This window comes from Nocardia sp. NPDC001965 (assembly GCF_053594175.1).
The window spans coordinates 1-21,428 of the sequence record NZ_JBSFDZ010000033.1; the positions used below are offsets into that span (position 1 = coordinate 1).

The 21,428-nt window shown below is 70.1% G+C and carries 19 protein-coding genes; 8 read left to right on the top strand and 11 right to left on the bottom strand.

Translation table 11 applies throughout. From position 1 onward, the window contains the following. Positions 1–195: 195 nt before the first annotated feature. Positions 196–2,109 (bottom strand): Stk1 family PASTA domain-containing Ser/Thr kinase, encoded by a 1,914-nt coding sequence (gene pknB, locus ACWCPQ_RS29110; protein ID WP_449904860.1) that lies wholly within the window; start codon positions 2,107–2,109, stop codon positions 196–198. A 144-nt stretch (positions 2,110–2,253) separates the two neighbouring features. Here pknB and ACWCPQ_RS29115 point away from each other — a divergent pair, with 144 nt between their 5' ends. Further along, entirely contained in the window at positions 2,254–2,622 is a 369-nt protein-coding gene (locus tag ACWCPQ_RS29115) for an Rv2175c family DNA-binding protein (RefSeq protein ID WP_449904805.1), read from the top strand. Positions 2,623–2,629: 7 nt separating this feature from the next. Here the strand turns inward: ACWCPQ_RS29115 and ACWCPQ_RS29120 are convergent, their stop codons facing one another. Genes ACWCPQ_RS29120 through ACWCPQ_RS29135 form a run of 4 tightly spaced genes read right to left on the bottom strand, consistent with a single transcriptional unit; the run spans position 2,630 to position 8,112 of the window. Next, on the bottom strand, positions 2,630–3,571 hold the full coding sequence (locus ACWCPQ_RS29120) for a phytoene/squalene synthase family protein (RefSeq protein ID WP_449904862.1): 942 nt from the start codon (positions 3,569–3,571) through the stop codon (positions 2,630–2,632). Between the two features lie 35 nt (positions 3,572–3,606). After that, on the bottom strand, positions 3,607–5,292 hold the full coding sequence (locus tag ACWCPQ_RS29125) for an alpha-(1->6)-mannopyranosyltransferase A (RefSeq protein WP_449904807.1): 1,686 nt from the start codon (positions 5,290–5,292) through the stop codon (positions 3,607–3,609). Positions 5,293–5,351: 59 nt separating this feature from the next. Continuing rightward, entirely contained in the window at positions 5,352–6,944 is a 1,593-nt protein-coding gene (crtI, locus tag ACWCPQ_RS29130) for a phytoene desaturase family protein (protein ID WP_449904809.1), read from the bottom strand. Positions 6,945–6,993: 49 nt separating this feature from the next. Next, complete coding sequence (locus ACWCPQ_RS29135; protein ID WP_449904864.1) at positions 6,994–8,112, bottom strand: polyprenyl synthetase family protein; 1,119 nt, start codon at positions 8,110–8,112, stop codon at positions 6,994–6,996. Between the two features lie 207 nt (positions 8,113–8,319). Between ACWCPQ_RS29135 and ACWCPQ_RS29140 the strand changes: the two genes are divergently transcribed. After that, positions 8,320–9,321, top strand: coding sequence for a methylenetetrahydrofolate reductase (locus tag ACWCPQ_RS29140; RefSeq protein ID WP_449904811.1), 1,002 nt, complete (start codon positions 8,320–8,322; stop codon positions 9,319–9,321). 7 nt (positions 9,322–9,328) lie between these two features. Here ACWCPQ_RS29140 and ACWCPQ_RS29145 read toward each other — a convergent pair whose 3' ends face one another. From ACWCPQ_RS29145 to ACWCPQ_RS29170, 6 genes are all read right to left on the bottom strand, one after another. Then, entirely contained in the window at positions 9,329–9,688 is a 360-nt protein-coding gene (locus ACWCPQ_RS29145; RefSeq protein ID WP_449904813.1) for a hypothetical protein, read from the bottom strand. Positions 9,689–9,791: 103 nt separating this feature from the next. After that, the gene (locus ACWCPQ_RS29150) at positions 9,792–10,952 is read right to left on the bottom strand and encodes a glycosyltransferase (protein WP_449904866.1); all 1,161 of its coding nucleotides are present in this window, start codon (positions 10,950–10,952) and stop codon (positions 9,792–9,794) included. 38 nt (positions 10,953–10,990) lie between these two features. Further along, a complete protein-coding gene (locus ACWCPQ_RS29155) occupies positions 10,991–11,770 on the bottom strand; it encodes an LppM family (lipo)protein (RefSeq protein WP_449904815.1) in 780 nt (259 codons plus the stop codon). A 16-nt stretch (positions 11,771–11,786) separates the two neighbouring features. After that, positions 11,787–12,635 (bottom strand): carotenoid biosynthesis protein, encoded by an 849-nt coding sequence (locus ACWCPQ_RS29160; protein WP_449904817.1) that lies wholly within the window; start codon positions 12,633–12,635, stop codon positions 11,787–11,789. Further along, the gene (locus ACWCPQ_RS29165) at positions 12,620–14,185 is read right to left on the bottom strand and encodes a phytoene desaturase family protein (protein WP_449904819.1); all 1,566 of its coding nucleotides are present in this window, start codon (positions 14,183–14,185) and stop codon (positions 12,620–12,622) included. The genes ACWCPQ_RS29160 and ACWCPQ_RS29165 overlap by 16 nt, the downstream gene beginning before the upstream one ends. Then, on the bottom strand, positions 14,182–14,799 hold the full coding sequence (locus ACWCPQ_RS29170) for a GNAT family N-acetyltransferase (protein ID WP_449904821.1): 618 nt from the start codon (positions 14,797–14,799) through the stop codon (positions 14,182–14,184). The genes ACWCPQ_RS29165 and ACWCPQ_RS29170 overlap by 4 nt, the downstream gene beginning before the upstream one ends. A 242-nt stretch (positions 14,800–15,041) precedes the next feature. Between ACWCPQ_RS29170 and ACWCPQ_RS29175 the strand changes: the two genes are divergently transcribed. The 6 genes from ACWCPQ_RS29175 to ACWCPQ_RS29200 all read left to right on the top strand — a co-directional run bounded on the left by ACWCPQ_RS29175 (position 15,042) and on the right by ACWCPQ_RS29200 (position 21,341). Then, positions 15,042–15,428, top strand: coding sequence for an SAV_6107 family HEPN domain-containing protein (locus ACWCPQ_RS29175; RefSeq protein ID WP_449904868.1), 387 nt, complete (start codon positions 15,042–15,044; stop codon positions 15,426–15,428). Positions 15,429–15,615: 187 nt separating this feature from the next. Then, entirely contained in the window at positions 15,616–16,044 is a 429-nt protein-coding gene (locus tag ACWCPQ_RS29180) for a DUF3040 domain-containing protein (protein WP_449904823.1), read from the top strand. 495 nt (positions 16,045–16,539) lie between these two features. Beyond that, entirely contained in the window at positions 16,540–16,971 is a 432-nt protein-coding gene (gene mraZ, locus ACWCPQ_RS29185) for a division/cell wall cluster transcriptional repressor MraZ (protein ID WP_039823743.1), read from the top strand. A gap of 260 nt (positions 16,972–17,231) precedes the next feature. Continuing rightward, entirely contained in the window at positions 17,232–18,224 is a 993-nt protein-coding gene (gene rsmH, locus ACWCPQ_RS29190; protein ID WP_449904869.1) for a 16S rRNA (cytosine(1402)-N(4))-methyltransferase RsmH, read from the top strand. 226 nt (positions 18,225–18,450) lie between these two features. Further along, positions 18,451–19,386 carry a hypothetical protein gene (locus ACWCPQ_RS29195; protein WP_449904825.1) on the top strand — a complete coding sequence of 312 codons (936 nt, stop codon included), beginning with the start codon at positions 18,451–18,453 and terminating at the stop codon, positions 19,384–19,386. Further along, positions 19,383–21,341 carry a peptidoglycan D,D-transpeptidase FtsI family protein gene (locus ACWCPQ_RS29200; RefSeq protein WP_449904827.1) on the top strand — a complete coding sequence of 653 codons (1,959 nt, stop codon included), beginning with the start codon at positions 19,383–19,385 and terminating at the stop codon, positions 21,339–21,341. The genes ACWCPQ_RS29195 and ACWCPQ_RS29200 overlap by 4 nt, the downstream gene beginning before the upstream one ends. Positions 21,342–21,428 lie beyond the last annotated feature (87 nt).

Sequence of the window (21,428 nt, forward strand, 5' to 3'; positions counted from 1 at the left end):
CAGGCCTCGAGACTCGCGCCTTCGGCGCATGCGCTTCGAGGCCTGAACGGCGAGACGGGCCTCAACCCTTTGAGGTGTCTCGTAAAACTCGACGCACGCGGGTTGCGTGGGCATTCGATATTCGTCTGCATGCGGGCTCGCGCGTACCGGGGACCGGGGTCGGGGTTGTCGGCTGTCCTTACCGAGAGTGGTCTGTCAGGGGAAGGCGACGATGGTGACCGTTGTCCCGGGCTCCACATTGGCATTCGCCGGCGGATTCTGGGAGACCACGGCCGAGGAGTCCAACGGGGCCAGCTGCCGTACCTGGACCGTCAGGCCCAGAGATTCCAGGGTCTGCCGGGCGTCGGACACTTTCTTGCCCATAACCGACGGCATGGTGACCGCTTCGCAGACCAGCAGGGTCACCGAGGAACCGGCGTCGACAGTGGTGCCGACGGTCGGGTCGGTGCCGACCACGCGGCCCACTTCGACGAGTTTGTCGTAGACCGGGCGTTCGCCGCTGACGGTGAGTCCGAGGTCGGTGAGTTTCTGCCTGGCCTGCTCCGGTGTGGCGGCGCGGAGGTCCGGTAGCTGGACAGGCTTCGATCCGTTGCTCTTCCAGATCTGTACCCGGGCGCCGGCGGGCAGGACGGTGCCGGGGCCGGGGTCGATCCGGGCCAGGGTTCCCTCGGGTGCGGTGCTGGCGACTTCGCCGCCGTCGACCGGTTGCAGGCCCTGATCACGGATCAGCTGCTGGACACGGTCCCAATCGTCCCCGGGGGAGGCCGCGGGTACCTGGGGTTTTCCGCTGGAGACCAGAACGTCGACAGTGGAGCCTTTGGTTTCGCGGGCGCCCGGGCCGGGATCGGTACCCACAACACCGCCGACCGGGACGGTATCGGAGGCCTTGTCCCGGGTGCCGGTCGCGAATCCGGCGTCCTGTAGCTCGGCGGTGGCTTTCTCCAGCGTCATCCCGGCGACCGAGGGGACGGTGGCGTAGCGGCCCATCCCCAGCCACCAGCCCCCGATTCCGACGAGCAGTGTCAGCACCACCACCACCGCTGCCCAGATCATGCCGTTGCGCCGATGGTTGGCCCGGGACTCCTGATAGGCGCTGTACTGGGTGGGTTGCTGCGGGGGGATGTAGGTAGGCGCGGGCGGCTCGTTCCGGGGACGGGCGGTGGTCACCATCCGGGTGGCCTGTGGGCCGGCGACCATAGCGGGTTCGGGGGCCGGCCGGGTGACCGGATGCCGAGCGCTGGTGTGTTCGGCCGACTCGCGGGGCGCGGGTACGCGGTAGGCGGGCAGATCCAGGCGGGCGGCGACGGCGCGTAGTTCGGCGACCATTTCGCCGGCATCGGCGAATCGGTGTCCGGGCTCCCGGGCGGTGGCGCGGGCGACCAGCCGATCGAATTCGGGCGGTACGCCGGCGATGAACTCGCTGGGGCTCGGTACGTCGTTCTCCACCCGCTGATAGGCGATCGACAGCGAGTTGTCGCCGGTGAACGGCACCCGGCCGGTGAGCAGTTCGAAGATCAGGATCCCGAACGCGTACACATCGCTGCGCGAGTCGGCGCTTCCGGAGGTCACCTGTTCCGGTGACAGGTACGCCGCGGTGCCGAGGATGACGCTGGCCGAGGTGGTATTGGCGGCGGCGACCGCGCGCACGAGCCCGAAGTCGGCGATCTTGACATCGCCGGAATCGGAGATGAGCACGTTCTCCGGTTTCACGTCACGATGTACCAGCCCCGCGTCGTGCGCGACACCGATCGCGGCGAGCACCGGTTCGGCTACCGCGCGCACCGCGTGCGGGGGCATCGGGCCGCGTTCGCGCAGCAGTTCGCGTAGGGTGCCGCCCTGTACCAACTCCATGACGAGGAACGGGTAATCACCGTCGATGCCCTGGTCGTAGACCTCGACCAGGGAGGAGTGTTTGAGCCCGGCGACCGCGCGGGCCTCGAATTCGAAACGGCTCAGGAACTGGGGGTCACCGGCGAACTTGGGGTCCATCACCTTGATGGCGACCTGGCGGCCCAGGCGGGTGTCCACACCGCGGAACACCATCGACATCCCACCGCGGGCGATCGGTGCGTCGATCCGGTAGCGCCGGTCGAGTACGGCACCGATCAATTCTGTTCCGGCTGTCACGAACCTCTCCACTTTCCTACCGCGTCCACACGGTGGCCGCCCCGCGCGGCTGTTGTCGATGGTATCGGCCGGGTCGGCGCGGGTGTGTCACGGCGGGGCGGCGGGCAGCGTCTACGGTTGTCTTCCGTGAGTGCCTTCCCCTGCAGTACCGATGTCCTGCCCGCCTCGGTACCCCTGCTCGCGCTGCCCGAAGTCGCGAAACAACTGGGCGTTGTGGTGACCCGGGTGCATCAGATGCTGCGCGACAATCAACTGCTGGCCGTCCGGCGCGACGGCGTGGCCGGGATCCCGGAGATCTTCTTCGACGACACCGGCGCTGTGCTGAGATTTCTGCCCGGGTTGATCACGGTGATGCGTGACGCCAAGTACACCGACGAGGAGATCCTGGAATGGATCTTCACCGACGACGACACCTTGCCGGGTAAACCGGTGGAGGCGCTGCACGGGCCGCTGGCGCGTGAGGTGCTCCGCCGGGCTGCCGCGGAACCGATCTGATCGAGGTTCAGCCACCCAGTACCGCGCCCGCGGCGAGCCGCAGCCGCCGGTGCCGCGGTACCACTGCGCGCTGCGCGAAGACGGCGTAGCCGCTGTCCTCTATACGGTCGAGGACGGCCGCATAGAGGGTCGCGGCCGTGCGGATGGCGGGGCGCACGCGGGGGCTCAGCAGTTCGATTCCCGGCTGCGCGTCGCGGTACAGCTCGCGGTTCACCGCGATCAGATGTGCCAGTGCCCGGCGCAGCCGGCTATCGGTGCGGCCGGTGCGGTGGCCGTCGGCGAGCAGTGCCTCGTCCACTCCGAACGCGGCCAGATCCGCGGCCGGGAGATAGATCCGGTCGCGGTCGAGGTCCTCGCCGATATCGCGCAGGAAATTGGTGAGCTGGAAGGCGTTGCCGAGCGCCGCCGCCGCGGGTTCCGCTTCGGCCACCGGGCAGACGGTGCCCAGTACGGGCAATAATTGCAGACCGATGGCCGCGGCCGACCCGCGCATGTACTCGTGCAGAGCCGCCATCGTGGGGTAGCGGTTGCGGAACAGCGGGGATCCCGGGATGTCCATGCGCATGGAGTCCAGGAAGGTCCAGAAGTGCCGGGGTTCGATCGCGAATCGGGTGACGGTGTCGGTGAGCGGCGCCACCACCCGGTCGAATTCCGGGGGTAGTGCCCGGACCGGTGGGGGTCCGGCATCTCCGGGGTGCGACCATGCGGTCCGGAGCCGATACTCGACGGTGTCCAGCGTGGTGACTGCCGCGCCCGGGCTATCGGCGGGGCCGTTCGGAGCGTCGACGATATCGTCCACCGTCCGGGCGAAGGCGTACAGCGCGTGCACCGCGGGCCGGCGGTCGGCCGAGAGGAGCCGGGTCGCCAGAAAGTAGGTACGGCCGTGCGCCGCGGCGATCCGGCGGCAGTGCCGGTAGTCACCCGGCCCGGCACCGTGACTCGTCGACAGCGATTGTTCGTCGGACCGGCCGGGACTCGCGTGGTTCACAGACCGGTGGTGACCGCGGGGGTGGGGACGGGGACCGCGCGGGGTGTGCCGCGCAATCGCAGCGGGTCGATAGTGCGCAGCGAGAGCGCGGCGACCACCGAGGCGAAGGTCGCGGCCGCTACATGCCAGAAGTTGTACAGACCGATCGAACCGTCGGGCTGGAACACCAGCATCAGCCACGTACAGACACCGACCAGTGTCATGAGCGTGGTGGTGGACAGGGCGAAGCCGGCGGCCAGCGCCAGCGGCCACGAGTAGTACCAGGGCAGAGCGGCAGGCGACAGGATCACGATCGCGACGAAGGCGATCAGGATGCCGAGCACCGCGTCACGTTCGGTGAGTTTGAACCGCCACCATGTCCACACCAGCAGCACCAGCAGCGCCAGCATGCAGAGCATGCGGGTCACCTCGAGGGTCGAATCCAGGCCGAACGGGGTGATCCAGGTGACGGCGTGCGCCATAACAGTGGGCAGTGACAGCCAGTTGATGATCTTGCGCGAGCCCGACAGCGCGGTGAGCCAGCCGATCCCCACCCCCGCGATCGCCGAAGCCGCCACGAAGACGGCCGCGAACACCGCGAGACCGAGACTCGCGATCTTGGCGAACATCTTCCAGTGGTGGGCCAGGAACTCACGGCTGCTGGTGGCCAGGGCGGCACGCTGGCCGTCTTCGGCGCGGCGGTCCCGTTCGTGCAACATCCAGATCCACACCAGGAACGGCAACGCGATACCGGCGGTCGCCTTGATCGCGACGCCGATCGCCACCACCACGATCCCCGCCACATGGTGGCGTTCCAGGACCAGCGCGATCCCGGCGCACATCAGGCCGACCATCAGCATCTCGTTGTGTACGCCGCCGATCAGATGGATCAGCACCAGCGGGTTGAGCACCGCCAGCCACAGGGCGACGGCGGGCCGGCCGCCGAGATGTTTGGTCAGGTAGGGCACCGCCCACATCATGAGCACCAGACCGGGCAGCATGACGAAGCGCAACGCGATCGTCCCGCCGACCACGCTTTCCCCGGTGACCGCGGTGATCGCGCGACCCATCAGCAGGAACACCGGACCGTAGGGCGCGGTGGTGGTGGTCCAGACGGTGCTCACATTGTCGAGCAGGATGCCCGGGTTGGCGACCGGGCCCACTTGATACGGGTCGAATCCGTCGCGCAGCAGCGCGCCTTGGGCGAGATAGGAGTACGCGTCGCGGCTGAACATGGGTACCGCGAACATCAACGGGGCGATCCAGATTCCGACGATGGCACGCAGCTCGTTGAGCCGCACCTCACCGGTGTGGCCGCCGAAGCCGAGGGTTATCCGGCCGAGCCGCACCCAGGCGGCCACCATCATCAGCACTCCGGCCCAGACACAGATCATCGACAGGGCGTACCCGTGCCCGAACCGGAGCCAGGACAGATGGACCGCTTCGAGCAGCGGATCGCGTTTCCGCACGCCGCCGGCGCCGAAACCGCCGAAGGTGATCATCACGGCGCCGGCGAATCCGAGCAGTGCCGCATGGCCTTCCGGGCTGCGCAGGAAGTCGGCGCAGAACCGCAGCCAACCCCGGAACCCGGGCGCGAATCCGGCACGTCCGGCCGGCCGCGCGAGCTGCGGATCCGAGATCGCCGTGCCGGTATCGGCGACGGGAACAGTGGTGGTCGTGGTGTGCATATGGGGGGCTGGCATCCGGTGTCGGTCCCCCCTGGGTGGTCGGCGGTCGCAACCGCGGGCGAATAGGTCGGCGCTCAGTTTACGGCTTCCGTCGCGGGAGGCCGCCGGACGGTCGCGGGGGCGCGCGTCCGGGCACCGCGATTCTCGCCCACAATGCGCTGTGCCGCGAGTTTTCCCGACAGCAGCGCGGTCGGCACACCGACCCCCGGGGTGGTCCCGCATCCGGCCAAGACCACGTTCTCCTTGCCGCGCGCGAGATTCCGGGTGCGGAAGGGGCCGGTCTGGCGGAACAGGTGCGCGGCGGAGAACGGGCTTCCGGCGAGCATGCCCTGATCCAGCCAGGTGGCGGGCGTGTCGAGCCGGTCGACGGTGAACTGCGTGGCGATGCCGCGATATCCGCGCTGCTCCAGCACAGCGAGCAGTTCCCGCAGATAGGACGGGCCGAGCCGGTCCCAGTCCAGCGGGGCCGAATCGAGGTTCGGGCAGGGCGCGAGCAGCGAGAACGGTTCGTACCGGGTCTGCCCGCGGGTGAGGTAGAGGCCGGGATCGCTGCGCGCGGGCCGGGTCAGCAGCAGCGACGGATCACTCATGAGACGCCCGCCGCGCCGCGGCGTGATCTCGGCGAAGGTACCCGCCCAGGCCGCGCCGAAATCGATGGTGTGATGTGCCTGTACCGGCCAGCTTTCGGCGACGGCGGCGGGAACGGTGCCGTGGGCGACGACCGCCGACGGGGAGGCCCGCAGCCCGCGGCGCGGGCGGACGCCGAAGCGATCCAGCGAACCCAGATCGGCGGTGAGGACCACCGCGTCGCACGGCAGCTCCCGGCCGTCGGCCAGGCGTACCCGGTGGGCCCGGCGCCGGCGATAGTCGAGCCCGGAGACCTCGGTGCCGAGTTCGAGGCGGCCGCCCGCCGCGGTGAAGGCGCCCGCCAGGGTTTCGGCGACCGACCGCATTCCGCCGTCGGGGAAGTAGACGCCCAGCGCCGTGTCCATGTAGGGGATCGCCCCGTATACGCCGAGCGCCTGCTCAGGCGCCGTGCCCGCGTACAGCGCCTGGAATGTGAACAGCCGGGCCAGCCGGGGATCGCGCAGTGTCCGGGTGACCCGGTTACCGAGCCGTCCGAAGGCGCCGAGCCGGATCAGCTCGACCAGGGCTGCCCGTTTCCCGGGGTAGCGCACCATATCCAGGGGGGAATCGAAGTTCGCCGCCAGGAATTCGTCGTATTCGGCCCGGTACACCCGGCCCAGCCAGTGCCGAAGCCGCCGGTACCGCACCGCTTCGTCCGGTCCGCAGGTCTGTGCCACCTCCGCGCTCATCCGGTCCGGGTCGGCGAAGACCCGGAGTTCGGATCCGTCGGCGAAACGAGCGTGATAGGCGGGGTCCAGCGACCGGATGCGCAGCGGCGGCACCGTATTCGAGATATCGGCCCCGACAGCGGCCAGCGCGTCGTCGATGAGCTCGGGCAGGGTGAGCACGGTCGCCCCGGAATCGATCTCGTAGTCGGCGAACCGGTAGCGCCCGACCCGGCCCCCCACATGATCGGCGCGCTCCACCAGAGTCACCGAGCATCCCGCGCCGGTGAGATACAGCGCCGCGGACAGGCCGGACAATCCCGCGCCGACCACGACCACCCGGCTCGCCGGGCCGGTCACCGATTTCACGGGCATCCCGTCGGCCGGCGGCGATCGGTCCCTGTGGCTACCCGGACGGCGCGCGTCATGCCGCGCGCCGGGTGGCGGCCAGAGCCATTTCGCGCAGGCGCGTCTTCGCCTCCGCGGTGGCGGAACTGGCGTCGATGGCGGTCAGGCCCTGATCGGTCAGCGCGGCGATCCGCGCCTCCACCGCGTCGACCGCGCCGAGTTCGATGAGCAGGGCGCGTAATTCACCCACCTGTTCCTCGTCGAGGTCGGTGCCGATCGCGCTGCGCAGGGTCCGGGCCGCGTCGGTCTCGCCGGCCCGCTGCAGCGCCTCGGCGACCAGGACGGTCCGCTTACCTTCGCGCAGATCGTCACCGGACGGCTTACCGGTCACCGCCGGATCGCCGAACACCCCGAGCAGATCGTCGCGGAGCTGGAAAGCGATCCCGATATCGGTCCCGTAGGTGCGGTAGGCGGCGATGAGCTCCGGGCCGGCCCCGGCCAGCGCCGCGCCTAGATGCAGCGGGCGTTCCACGGTGTAGGCGGCGGTCTTGTACCGGTTTATCCGCAGCGCGGCGGCCACCGATTCGTCACCGCTGGCCTCACCGTGCACATCGAGCAGCTGGCCGCCCAGCACCTCGGTACGCATCCGGGCCCATACCGGGGCGAACCGGGCCAGGGCCGCCGGATCGAGACCCGCGTCGTGCACCATATCGTCGGCCCAGGCCAGCGCCAGGTCACCGAGCAGGATCGCCACCGATTCGCCGTAGTGCGCGGAATCGCCGGACCACCCGGCACGCTGGTGCCGCTGCTCGAAATCCACGTGCACGGTCGGGAACCGGCGCCGGGTACGGGAGGAATCGATGATGTCGTCGTGGATCAGCGCACAGGCCTGCACGAGTTCCAGGGCCGAACACGCGCGCAGCACCGCCGCCGCCCCGGCGCTCGCGGGATCGCCGCCGGCACCCAGCCAGCCCATCCAGGCGAAACCCGGCCGGGTGCGTTTTCCGCCGCGCAGCGTGAACGATTCGAGTGCCTCGACGCTCTCGGCGAACATCGGTCCCAGTTCGGCGACCGAATCGTGGCGGGTGCCGAAGAAATCGGTCAGTGCCTGTTCCACGGCGGTCACGAAGGCCGCTGTCCCGGGAATGGCCGAGGTGGGACCCGGCCGGGTCGGGGTACCGGTTCCGGCGGACAGGGTGACCTCCCAGTTCGTTGGATTCGCGGGGCGGGCGGCAGCCGGAGCCCGGCGGCGCCGGTACTGCGGGAACGACCCACGTTCGCCCGCCGCAGCGGCGGGACCTGATCGCAGAATACGCCGCGCGCGGGCCTCGGCCGGGATCCGGTGGCGGGCGCCGCGGGAGACAGTCAGGGCCGGGTAGAGGGTCGGCTCTAGACTGAGCCGGTGACTTTCGACAACGCGCGGGGACTCCCGACCCCTGGCCGGCCGTCTCCCACGTCACCGGACGTCTCCGCGACGCCTTCGGTTGTGCAGAGCCTGGGCCGGCACGCCGGCGGCGCTGTGCCCTTCTCTGTGGAGTTCTCCCCACCCCGGGACGAGGCGGGCGAACAGCGGCTGTGGCGTGCGGTGCGCACATTCGAGCGGATGCATCCGGCATTCGTCTCGATGACCTACGGTGCCGGTGGCAGCACCCGCGACCGCACGGTCCGGGTCACCGGCGAACTGGCCCTGCAGACCACCCTGCTGCCGGTCGGTCATCTCACGGCGGTCGGGCACAGCGTCGCCGAACTGCGATCGATCGTCGGGGCCTACGCCGATTCCGGCATCAGCAATATCCTCGTGCTGCGCGGCGACCCGCCGGGCGATCCGCTCGGCGAATGGCATCGCCACCCCGACGGCGTGGAGTACGCCGAGGAACTGGTCCGGATCGTGCGCGATCTCGGCGATTTCCACGTCGGCGTGGCCTCGTTCCCGCAGGGTCACCACCGCTCTGTCGACCTCGACCACGATACGAGGTACCTGGCGGCGAAATTGCGTGCCGGCGCCGAGTACTCGATCACGCAGATGTTCTTCGATGTCGACGACTACCTGCGGCTACGCGATCGGATCGCGGCGCTGGACCCGGTGGAGGGTGCCAAGCCGATCATTCCGGAGCTGATGCCGATCACCTCGCTGCGCACGGTGGAACGAGCCGAGGAGTTGTGTGGCCGGCCACTACCGGGCCGCGTGCTGGAGCGGCTGCGGCTGGCCGCCGGGTCGGGGCCGGAGGAGGACCGTGCGGCGGTCCGGGCCGCCGGGATCGAGATCGCGACCGAGATGGGCGAGCGGTTGATCGCCGAGGGCGCCCCCTGCCTGCACTTCATCACCCTGAACTTCGCCAAGGCGACCAGCGAGGTGCTCACCAACCTGGGTTACGGCGTCACCGCCGCGCCGCTCAGCGCCTGACCGGCGTTCAGTCGGCGTGGGCGTACACGTTGACCGCGATGAGGTCGTCCCGGCGGACCACCTCGAGCGCGCGGTCGTCGTGACGCAGGACGAGTCCGGGCGCGCCGTCGACCGGATCGAGGATCTCGATACCGGCGATCCGTTCGCCGGCGTGATCCAGCCGGTCGCCGGGTTTGGCGGCGATGAACACGCGTCCGTCGATCACCCACCAGGTACCCGGCAGACCCGGCAACTGTTCCGGTGCTTCGCCGAGGTGGTGCCGGGCGAGCGGGTCGCCGGTGCCGTGCGGGCTGCGCAGTCGGACCGAGAAGCGCTCGAGCCATTGCGTCCAGGTGGTATCGACGCTGGTGTGGCCGACGATGGTCATGGTGGCGCCTCCTCGAAACCCCGGGCCGCGACGGCCCTGCCCGCCGGTCGTGCCGGGCGGGTTCATCATCCGGCCGGTTACCGCGCGGGCACAAGACCAAGAATCAGCGAGAATCCAGCTCTTGGCGGGGTGTCAAAGGGCGTCCCCGCCAGGTCAGGGCGTTGCGGCGGCGGGCGCGGTGTGAGTGTTGCCACAGTAGGAGGTAGGTGGCGACCGACGCCGGGTGCGCCAGGGCGTCGATGAGGTCGCGCCGGCCCGGCCGCCGTCCGGTTTCCAGGTCACGGGCCAGCAGCCGGCCCGCGACGGCGGCGGCGTAACCGATCAGGCCGGTCCGGCGCAGGCGGCCGCGACCCAGGAGAGCAGCCAGCGGGGGCAGCCAGTACGCCCACGCCGCGACCGCGCCCACCGCCACGCCGCCGGCGACCGTACCGCCGTAGGCCGACCAGAGCCAGCGGCGGTAACCGGCCACCAGTTCGTCGGCGCTCCGGTACATCCGGGTCTGCGCCAGCTCGCCCGCCGCCGCGACCGCGCTCCGATGGCCGGCGCGTCGCAGCACCCGGGCGATATCGAGGTCCTCGGTCACACTGCCGGCCACCGGCCGGTGCCCGCCGATCGCCCGGTAGGCCGCCGTATCGAACACCAGGAACTGACCGCAGGCGACCACGGTCGAGGCCCGGGTGCCGCGATCGGCCCGGGCCACCGGCAGGGTGGAGGCCCACGACCAGCACAGCAGGGGTTGCACCAGCCGTTCGGTCACAGTTTCGGCGCGCTGTCGCGGCCACGGCGCCAGCAGCGCCAGACCCTCGCGCCGGAGCCGCTGTACCGCCGCCGCCAGCGCGGTCGGTGCGAGCCGGATATCGGCATCCAGGAAAACCAGTACGCCGGGGGCGGCGCCGGCGGCCGCTGCGTATTCGGCCAGCGCGGTGCAGGCGGCCGCCTTGCCGGTCCAGCCGGGTGGCGGGCCGGTGGTGCCGCGGATCAGTTCGCATCGCGGGTCGCCGGCCATTGCCCGGCGGGCCGCCGCGGCGGTGCCGTCGGTGGAGAGGTCGTCCAGGACGAGGATGCGCATCCGGTCGATACCGGTCTGCGCACGCAGATCGCCGATCAGGCCCGGTAGCAGCGCGACCTCGTCACGTGCGGGGACACAGACCGTCACGGATTCGGTGACCGGGGCGGGGGCAGCGGACAGCCGGGGCACGGTGAACCGGTTCCAGACGGCGAGCGCGGCACCGCCCACGGCCATACCGGCGCCCAGGCTCACCATCCGCCGGACCCGGGCCCGTGGATCTTGCGGCACCGATCTCACGCGTCGGATTTGACCTGTTCCCACCAGCGGCGCAGGGAGAATCCGGTCGGCCCGCCCGGCGCGGGCGGATTGCGGTCGACATAGGCGAGCGCGATGACGACGGCGGCGACCGCGAGCGTGATTCCGCCGACGATCCCGGCCCAGCCCGCGAAGGAACGGGTGTTCGGATCGGCATAACCGACCTCGGCGCGAACGGTACTGACCTCGCCGGCGGGCAGCTTCCAGGAGACCACGGAATCGCCTTCGCGGTTGCCGTTGGTCTTGGCGACCCGGGCCGGGAAGGCCACACTCAACTGCACATCCGACCCGTGCGGGGCCAGCGTCTCCAGATCCACCCGGCCGTTCAGGCTGACCAGATCGCCGTTGCGCTGGAATTTCAGGTCGAACAGGCCCTGCGCCTGCTCCGACATCTGGGAGAGCTGTTCGACCTCGCCGAAGTTCAGATCGTCGAAGTACACCTCGCTGCCGATGTATCCGTCCTGGTTGTACGGCTCGATGCGGACCTTGGTGGCCAGGGCGTCCGGGGCGGTGAGCTGTGGACCCTTGTCCTCGCTGTTCTCCGGTACGACCGCGGCCACGATCCGGCCCGAGACCCGGTCGTTGGACGACAGGCCCATCGATGCCTGGACCCGGAGGCAGCCGGCCAGCGCGGGCGTGAGCAGGGCGGCCAGGACGACGGCCGCGGCTACCCGCGTCCGCAGGCGGCGGCGCGTGCGCGGAGCGGGGAGCGGGGAGCCGGGTTTCGCGGTAACGGGACTCGGAGGCACGGATGACATGGTGCCAGGCCGGAACTCACCCACGCCATGCGACGGGCCCGACGGTTCGCCGATCTTGCTCGGTCGCGCGGCCGGTGGCGTCGCGCACGAGCCGGACCAGCAGCGGAACCCCGAGAATGCCGAGCGCGAGACCGCCGTAGACCGCCGAGTACGGGAGGCCGAGGAACACCGCGTGCGCCAGCGCCGAGCCGAGCCAGGTCCACAGGAACATCAGGACGGGGACGCCGATCCGATCGGACGGGGGCGTGGATCGTTCCCGGACGGTGAGCGCCGCGGCCATCACGGCCGCCACCCCCAACCAGCCGAGATAGTTCGTCCAGGGGATCTCGGCGAGACCCGGCAGCCCGGAATCGGTCACCGCCCACCGCCACTGCCCATCGGCCACCATCTGCGGATCGAGGAAGAGATCCCAGCCCACCGCGCCCACCGCGGTGGCGGCGACCCGTACCGCGGGAGCGGCACACAGCAGGCCCGCCACTACCCAGATCGGATACAGGCCGCCGGTCCACGCGAGGGGGACGACCAGCGGTACATCGAACAGTTCCGGTCCGATCCGGCCGTCCGCGTAGTCGTAGGCCCCGAACGGAATCCCGGTCGCGGTGCCGACGGCCTCGGCCGCCAGCCCGGTTCCGGAGACGATCACCGCGAACCCGGCCGCGTAGCGGATGCCACGGGTCACCGCGGCGTGCAGCAGCGCGGTACCGGCCGACAACAGCACCACGGCCACCGTCACCGCGTCGCGGGCCGTGCCGTCGGTGAGCGGATAGGCGATCTGTGTCCCGACGAGTACGACCAACAGACCGGCCGGCAGCAGGTCGCGGCGCCGCACGGTGCGCGTTCCCGGGCCTGTCAGCGGCGTAGCCACGTGCGCATCCCGCGGCCGTCCCGCAGCACCAGCCGCGCGGCGGTGCGCCCGCTCGCCCCGGACACACCGCCGCCGGGATGCGTCGACGCGCCGGTCAGGTAGAGACCCGGGGCGCCGGGCACCCGCTGCCCGGCCAGTTCCGGGATCGGCCGCCACAGCATCATCTGATCCAGGCTCATCTCCACATGCATGACATTGCCGCCGCGCAATCCCATCTCGTCTTCGAGATCCAGCGGAGTCTGGATATGGCGGTCCAGTACCGAGTCGGCGAAACCCGGTGCGTGCCGATCCAATTCGGCGATGATCCGGTCGGCCTCGGATTCGCGGTGCCGAGGCCAGCCGCCCGCGTCGGTCAGCCGATAGGGATGCCATTGCGACCACAGAGACAGCTGATGCTGACCCGCGGGCGCGATACTGGGATCCAGCGCGCTGAAACTCATGGCGAGCACGACCGGTCGCGGCGGCAGCTGGCCGCCCAGGGCGCTGCCGTGGGCCAGTGCCAGGTGGCGGCGATCGGCCACCAGCAACTGCAGTCCCGTTGCCGAGTCGGCGGTCGACGCGCCCGGGTACCGCGGCAGTGCGCTTGCCGCGACCCGCACCACCATCCCGATCCCGGGGCCGACTCGGATCCGCCGCCGCCAGCGTTCGAGCTGTTCCGGATCGAATCCGCCCGCACGCAGCAGGTCGAGGGTGGTGAGGATATGGGTACCCGCGATCACCGTCGCGGCATCGTATTCGCGTCCCGACGCGGTGCCGGCCCGCCAGCCGCCCACGCGCCGGGTCAGCGCGGTGACCGCGTCGCCGGCCACGACCTCGCCGCCGTCGGCGCTCAATCGCGCCACCAGTGCCTCGGTGAGGGCACCGCTGCCGCCGATCGCCCGGCCCGGGGGGAGCGTGTGCATGAGGGCCGCGAAGGCCACCATCGGCGCGGTCCCCGGTTCCGACATCGGCGGCCCCGACTGGGCGCCGAACCAGGCCAGTGCCGCCTTCAGCCGCTCGTCGTCGAACCAGGTGTCCAGGAGCGCGTCACCGGATTGCAGGAACTCCCGGGACAGTGCGCTGCCACCGTCGCGAGCGTCCAGCCCCCAGAACGACCGCAGCAGCCGGCCGGGTGTCGGTGCGCCGCCGAACGAGCGCATCACCCGCCGGGCCCGGGGTTCCCACACCCCGACGAACCGGCGATACGCGTCGGCATCGCGTTCACCACAGGCGGCGGCCACCGAGGCGCAGGTCCGGTCGAGGTCGCGCCGGAACACGATCGGCGGCGCCCCGGTGTCGGGACAGGCCGGTGCGAAGGCCCAGGGATCGCAGTCGAGGTAGCGCAGTCCGAACCTGTCCAGTCGGAGTTCTTCGATGATCCCGGTGTGCCGGACCATCAGATGTGCCGAGGAACCCCGGTCGACGCGGTGCCCCGGGAATCGCGCCACGGTCGATACCGCCCCGCCCAGCACGGTATCGCGTTCCAGTACCCGGACCCGGTGGCCCTCCCGGGCCAGGTAACAGGCCGCCACCAGCGCGTTGTGACCGGAACCGATGACCAGCACACTCATGGCAGCAGCGGCAGCGACCGGCCGAGGATCCCGAAGCGCCGGTGGTCGCCGGCGAAGACGAAATCGCGCAGCACATCCCGGAAACCCATCCGCCGGTACAGGCGCCAGGCCCGGTTGTCCTCCTCGCCGGCCTCCGGGGTGGACAGCAACACGGCGTTCTCGGGCCGGTCCCGGAGCAGGCGCTCCAGCAGGGTCGCTCCGATACCACGGCCCTGCGCGCTCGGGTGCACATGGAGTTCGGTGAGTTCGAAATAGTCGCCGAGCAACTGCTGGGCGGCCGGTTCCGGCCAGCCGGTCCGGCGCATACCCGCGTGCACCTGCTGCTGCCACCATTGATGGGGGCCGCCCCGGTACCCGTACGCGATGGCCACGATCGGGGAGCGGCGCAGGTCGAACTCGCCGTTGTCCTCGGGGACCACCGCGGCGACCGCCTGCCAGCCGGCGCGATGGGTGTGTTCGGTCCACATCGGCGCGCGATGGTGCTCGGTACCGTGCGGGTATTCCATGGCTGCGACATAGACGGCCAGTGCGTCGTGCAATCGGGCGCGCAGCGCGGTGACCGAGAGGTCGACGACGACCGGAGCGGGGAGATGGTTCGACTTGACGGCGGTCATAGGAGTATCGGTGGGCTCTTTCGCGGTCGGTGGGGGTGGAGCTGCGGTTTCGAGCACACGAACATGTCGGTGGTCGTCTCTATATTCAAGCTCGAGCCAAACGTTCGAATGCCTGTTCGGCCCCCACGGTGCACGCTCAGCCTGCCATACCGGTGGACCGCCGCGGGGTGTGACGGGCGAGATACGGAGGGACGGCCATGTCGGATCGAAGCGTTCACCCGGTACAACCGGGACGGGCGGGGATGCTGTTGCGGCGCGCCGACGGACTGCTCATGGAGGCCGCGGGGGAGCGGGATCCCCGCGAGCGATTCCGGGTCGCCTATCTGGCGGCGCTGCGCGGCGCCGGAGCGGTACTCGCACTCACCGGCGCGGACACCGCGCCGCGGGCACGATCGCGTAACGCATGGATCATGCTGCAGCGCGCCGCACCCGAATTCGTGATGTGGGCGGACTATTTCAGCGGTCACTCCGCCACGCGAGCGGCACTGGAGGCCGGTCTGCCCCGGGAGATCGACGAGGAATGGGCCGACGAGTTCTCCTCGCGGGTCACTGCCTTCCTGCACGACGTCGAGGATCTCATCGCACCCGCCGCGCGGCTGCGTGCCGCGGGTGACGACACGCCACGCTAGCCGCGGCCGCCGGACCTCGATATTCGGCTCTCGCCGGAATCGATCCGGCGACGAACTTCGTTCGGCTGCACCCATATGGTGGTACCGCTCTTGGCGAACTCGTATCATTGATGACAGATAGCCGCCAAGGGGTTATCTGTCGCCTACCCGGAGGCGACAGCCACGTCCTAGTGCCGGGGGAGGTACCGTGCCACTCTCCGAGCACGAGCAGCGCATGCTCGAACAGATCGAGAGCGCTCTCTATGCTGAGGATCCGAAGTTCGCGTCATCAGTCCGCGGCGGACGTCTTCGTACGACCTCGAGTCGTCGTCGACTCCAGGCCGCGGCCCTGTTCGTACTCGGCCTTGTCCTACTCGTCGCGGGTATCGCCCTTCCGGTGCGACCCGGCGGCTTCCCGATCATCAGTCTGATCGGCTTCATCGTGATGTTCGGCGCGGGAGTGCTGCTCCTGCTCGGCGGCGCCAAGGGCGGTTCGCCGGGCCGCGGCGGCGGTTCGCCGGGCGAATCATCGGGGACCGGATCGTCGGAGCGAGCCGGTGGGCGTGGCCGCCCGCGGCGCTCCGGTGGGTTCACCGAGCGGATGGAGGACCGCTTCCGCAGAAGGTTCGAGGAGTAACCGCTGCGCCGATCGGATCGGCGATACGAGCACCCAGCGATGCCGCACCGGATCCCCGGTGCGGCATCGCTGTCCTTCGCCGCGTCCGGCCGGTTCACCACGGTGTCCCGCCGGTCGGCGGGCGGGACACGTGAGCCGTCCCGAGCTATCCCGGCCACCTTTTCCCACCCCGCCCCACCGGGATCCTCCACCGCGCCCCACCCACCCGTCCGACTGGGTGTGAACAGGGGGTTTGCTGGAAGTTGACGGAGCCCGCCGGAGCCGTCGGCGGTGGACGCGCGCAAGGAGGCAGAGCCCGCGAAAAGTTCACCCAGCCGGTGATAGCTGGGATGACCTGCGAAATCGATCGGCCGGGGAGCCACATCACCCCGTGTTTCGATTGAAAGTGGGGGAAAGTGGGGTAATGTGGAGCGCGCACTACAGGAGAGGCCGTGAGGCACTCGACCGGCGTAGCCGGTCAACACCATTCGAGGTGGTCCGGTAGGAGGTATCGGGTTGTTTCTCGGTACTTACACACCTCGTCTGGACGACAAAGGGCGACTCACGTTGCCCGCGAAGTTTCGAGACGATCTGGCGGGAGGGTTGATGGTCACCAAAGGACAGGACCACAGCCTTGCCGTCTATCCGAAGGACGAGTTCAGTGCGCTCGCCCGGCGCGCCGCGTCGGCATCCCGGAGCAACCCGCAGGCGCGGGCGTTCGTCCGGGCGCTGGCAGCGGGTACGGACGAACAGCGGCTGGATTCGCAGGGCCGGATCGTACTGTCGGCCGAACATCGCCGGTACGCAAACCTCACCCGCGACTGCACGGTCATCGGTTCGGTCGACTTCCTGGAGATATGGGACAAGCAGGCGTGGGAGACCTACCTCGCCGAGCACGAGGAGGACTACGCGCAAGCGAGAGACGAGGCACTGGGCGGAATCTTCTAGCCCGCGCGAGTGCCACGCGGCCTCTGCCCGGATGCGGACCCTGACGTACTTCCCCGACGCCAGGTGCCGCTTCGGTCAGAGACCCCGCGGCATTCGTAACGTCACCGATTTCCTTCTGGTGCACACATAGTGAGCGCGCCGGACCGAGCGGCGGCGGCCGCATCTCGCGCAATCAATTGTTCGCCCGCTTCGGCGCCGGTGATCCGCATACACACGGTCGCGGCGCGACCCGGATCGGGTCGTCACGGAGCGAGGCACGGATCCGGGAGGTCGATTTGAACCGTGAGCAGCACGGCACACGACACGTCCCTGTTCTGCTCACCCGCGCAGCCGAATTGCTCGACCCGGTACTCGACGCACCGGCAGCTGTCTATCTGGACGCGACACTCGGGCTCGGTGGTCACGCCGAGTACTTCCTGCGCACCCATGCCGATCTTCGGCTCGTAGGTCTCGATCGCGATACCCGCGCGCTCGCGCTCAGCACCGAACGTCTCCGGCCCTATGCCGACCGGATCACACTCGTGCACACCCGATACGACGGAATCGCCGAGGCTCTCGGGCAGGCGGGTCTGCCCGCCGCCGGGTCGGTGAGCGGCATCCTGATGGATCTCGGTGTCTCGTCCATGCAGCTGGACGAGGCCGACCGCGGTTTCGCCTACTCCGTGGACGCGCCGCTGGATATGCGGATGGACGCGACTACCGGCCCGACCGCCGCGGATGTGCTCAACACCTACAGCCAGGGCGAGATCGCCAGGGTCCTGAAGGTCTACGGCGAGGAACGTTTCGCGAACAAGATCGCCGCCGAGATCGTGCGCAGGCGGGCCCGTCAACCGCTGCGGACCAGTGCCGAACTGGTGAGCCTGCTCTACGACACCATTCCCGCTCCCGCCCGGCGGACCGGCGGTCATCCGGCCAAGCGGACCTTCCAGGCGCTGCGGGTCGAGGTCAACGGTGAACTCGACTCGCTGCGCGCGGCGCTACCGGCCGCGTTGACGGCCCTGCGGCCGGGCGGGCGGATCGTGGTCATGTCCTATCAATCGCTCGAGGACCGGGTCGTCAAACACGAACTGGCCGATCGCGCGAAATCCCGTACTCCGGTGGGACTTCCGGTCGAGCTGCCCGGTATGGGCCCGGAGTTCCGCATCTTGACCCGGGGCGCCGAACAGGCAGGTCCGGCCGAGATCGAGGAGAACCCGCGTGCCGCGCCGGTCCGGATGCGCGCGGCCGAGAAGATCGTGCAGGAGGCGGGATGAACCCGGGCACCGGCCGTGCCGCAGCGGCCCGCGGAGCAGCGAATTCGCTTGTCCGCGTGGGGCGATTGCGGTACGACGGTGTGCATGCGATATCCGGATATCGCATAGGTGTTCGCAAAGTCGTGGTGTCAGGGGAGCACCGGCTGGGCATTACGGACCACAGCACAAACGCGCGCGGGCCGATCCCGCGCGCAATCACACCGATACGGGGGTGTCAGGTATGAGCGTGAGCACACGTACCGAAACCGGGCGGCCGGCTCGGCGGGTACACGATGCGGAGCGGGTGAAATCCGGTGCGGCGCAGCGGGCATACGCCCGGCGCCGCCAGCGCGTCGGCGGACCCGGCGCGGTGCCGGTGGCCGCGCCGCGTACAGAACTGGCGGGGCGGGGTCCGTTCGTGGCCGCGATCCTGGCCATGTTCGGCTGTGGACTCGCGCTCACCCTGGTACTGACCACGCGGGCCGCCGAGGACAGCTATCAGCTCAGCGACGCACGCGAGGCCAACCGGGTGCTCTCCGACGAACGCGCTGCCCTGCAGCGCGAGGTCGCCGCGGCCGATTCACCGCCCGAACTCGCCACCCGCGCACGCGAACTCGGCATGATCCCGGCCCGGGATCCGGCCCGGCTGGTGGTGGCCCCGGACGGGACGGTCACCGTTCTCGGTGAGCCGAAGCCCGCCCAGGGGCCGCCGGCTCCGCCGCTGAACGGGCCGCCGCGCGCTGGGGCGCCCCGCAACGGCGCCGCCCCGGTAGAACGGATCGTGCCGGTACCGGCCCTGCCGCGGTCGGATTCCGCCACGCCGAGTCCCGGCGATGTACTCGCGGCACCCGGCGCCGATCCCACTCCGGCGCCCCAGCCGGCCGATCCCACTCCGGCGGCCCAGCCGGCCGAGGGCGCTCCGGTGCCGCAGCCGGCCGCGGGCGTTCCGGCGCCGGATGTACCGGCTCCGGCCCCGGAAGGGAGCGCACCGGCCGACGGGGGCATACCGCAGCCCGCCCCGGCCGAGGGCGCTGCTCCGGCCGCTGTTCCCGCTCCGGTCGAGGGCGCGGCCGCGGCGCCCGCGCCGGCCGATGTACCGGCACCGGTGGACGTGCCCGGTTCCACCGAACCCACTCCGGTCGCGCCGTTGCCGCCCATTACGGCGGGTGAGGAGATGCGATGAACCGGCGCGGCTCGGGGCGCGGCCGCGATTCCGTGCCGAGATCCCGGGCCGCGGCCGACCGCGGGAAGTCGAAGCAGAAATCCGCCGCGGTGGCCGAATCGGCGCGGTCCCGTTCGCCCACGCGGTCGCGCCCGAATTCGCGATCCGCGCCGAACGGCCCGGTCCGCGTCCGGCTCGGCGTGGGCCGGTTGATCATGCTGGTGGCGCTGACCGTGGTGGCGCTGCAACTGCTGTGGATCCAGACCATCGCCGCGCCGACCCTGTCGGCGCAGGCGGCCGGGCAGCGCACCGCGTATCAGGACCTGCCCGCGACCCGGGGGACCATCACCGACCGCAACGGCAAATCACTGGCGTTCACCGTCACCGCGCAATCGCTGAACTTCCAGCCGGTCCGGGTCCGCAAGGATCTCGCCGACGCCCGGGCGAAGGACGATACTGCACCCGACCCCGATCTGCGGCTCGCCGATATCGCCCGCACCGTGCACCAGGTGCTCGGTGACGAGGGGCCCGAGGAAGCCGAGCTGCTGGACAAACTGCGCAGCGATCAGACCTTCGTCTACCTGGCGCGCAATGTCGACCCGCGCAAGGCCGACGAGATCACGGCGAAATTCCCGGAGATCGGGACCGAGCGGCAGGATCCGCGCGATTACCCGGGCGGCGCGCTGGCGGCCAATATCGTCGGGGCCACCGGCTGGGACGGCCACGGCCGGGTCGGGCTGGAAGCCTCACTGGATTCGGTACTCGCCGGCACCGACGGCTCCTACACCTACGACCGCGGCTCCGACGGCGCGGTGATCCCCGGCAGCGTCCGCGACCGCCAGCCCGCGGTGGACGGGAACAACGTCGAGCTCACGCTGGACTCCTACCTGCAGAATCATGTGCAGCAGCAGGTACAGCAGGCCAAAGACCGCTCCGGCGCGAAATCGGCTTCCGCGGTGGTACTGGACGCCAAGACCGGCCAGGTGCTGGCCATGGCCAACGACAACACGTTCAATCCGGCGCTCGGTCCACAGCACTGGGATCCGGCCGGGCTGGACAACCCGTCGGTGACCCAGCCCTTCGAGCCGGGTTCGGTGAACAAGGTGGTCACCGCGGCCGCGGCCATCGAGTACGGGCTCACCACGCCCGACGAGGTGCACCAGGTACCGGGTCGTATCGATATGTCCGGAGTCACCGTCGGGGACGCCTGGGAACACGGTGTCGCTCCGTATACCACCACCGGGATCTTCGGTAAGTCCTCGAACGTGGGCACCCTCATGCTGGCGCAGCGGGTGGGTGAGGACCGGTTCGCCGATATGCTCGAACGCTTCGGTCTGGGCCGCCGAACCGAGGTCGGACTCCCCGGTGAGAGTTCCGGGCGGCTGCCGGCCCGGGATCAGTGGTCCGGTGGTACCTTCGCGAACCTGCCGATCGGTCAGGGTCTTTCGATGACCACGCTGCAGATGACCGGGATGTACCAGGCCATCGCCAACGACGGAGTCCGGATACCGCCGCGTATCGTGCGCGCGACCGTGGCGCCCGACGGGACCCGCAGCGAGGAGCCGGCTCCCGAAGGTGTGCGGGTGGTGAGCCCGCAGACCTCGCGGGTGCTGCGCACCATGTTCCAGTCGGTACTGCAGAACGATCCGACCGGGGTGCAGATGGGAACCGGGTCCGCGGCCGCCGTCGACGGGTACCGGATCGCCGGGAAGACCGGTACGGCCCAGCAGGTCGATCCGAACTGCGGCTGCTATTCGAGTTCCTCGTACTGGATCACCTTCGCCGGTATCGCGCCGGCGGACGATCCGCGCTACGTGATCGGAATGATGCTCGACGCGCCGGTGCGCAGTTCCGACGGCAGCGGCGGGCAGTCGGCGGCACCGCTGTTCCACGACATCGCGTCCTGGGCCCTGCAGCGCGATCGGATACCACCGTCGAGCGAACCGGAACGGCAGTTCGTCCTGCAGGCGTCGTGATTCGGCGAACCGGCTTACCCGACCGTGACTCGGCGTCGGTAACCTGACTCGTCGTCGTATCCGCGCTTCATCATGCAGAGAGGAATC